This is a genomic window from Pseudomonas sp. Fl4BN1 (assembly GCF_009908285.1).
Taxonomy (GTDB): Bacteria; Pseudomonadota; Gammaproteobacteria; order Pseudomonadales; family Pseudomonadaceae; genus Aquipseudomonas.
In genome coordinates this window covers 1-455 of record NZ_JAAARM010000099.1, presented here as the reverse complement: position 1 = coordinate 455, position 455 = coordinate 1, and the positions used below count along the sequence as shown (strand labels likewise).

The window sequence follows — 455 nt, the reverse complement described above, 5'->3', positions numbered from 1 at the left end:
GTGCTGCGCATGCAGCGTACGCAGCCGCTCGCGCGCGACGTGGGTGTAGATCTGCGTCGTGGAAATATCTGCGTGGCCGAGCAGCATCTGCACGACGCGCAAGTCTGCGCCGTGGTTAAGCAGGTGCGTGGCAAACGCGTGCCGCAACGTATGCGGAGACAACGGCGCGTGAATGTCGGCGAGCAGCGCATAGCGTTTGATGAGATACCAGAACGCCTGGCGCGTCATGCCTTCGCCGCGCGCGGTGACGAAGAGCGCGTCAGCCGTGCGCTCGCCGAGCAGCGCGGTGCGGCCCGTTTGGCGATCCTGCAGATAACGCCGCAGCCAGTCGCCCGCTTCCGCGCCGAACGGCACCAGGCGGTCCTTGCCGCCCTTGCCCCCGACCACGCGAACCACGCCCTCGTTCAGGCCGACTTCCACCGTTTTCAGCGCGACGATTTCCGACACGCGCAGCC

At 67.0% G+C, this 455-nt stretch carries 1 protein-coding gene; it reads right to left on the bottom strand.

Going from position 1 to position 455, the window contains the following annotated elements; all coding sequences use genetic code 11:
• Window positions 1-455 (bottom strand): tyrosine-type recombinase/integrase (locus tag GV818_RS33745; RefSeq protein WP_161778749.1); only part of this gene is annotated, 455 nt, incomplete at both ends.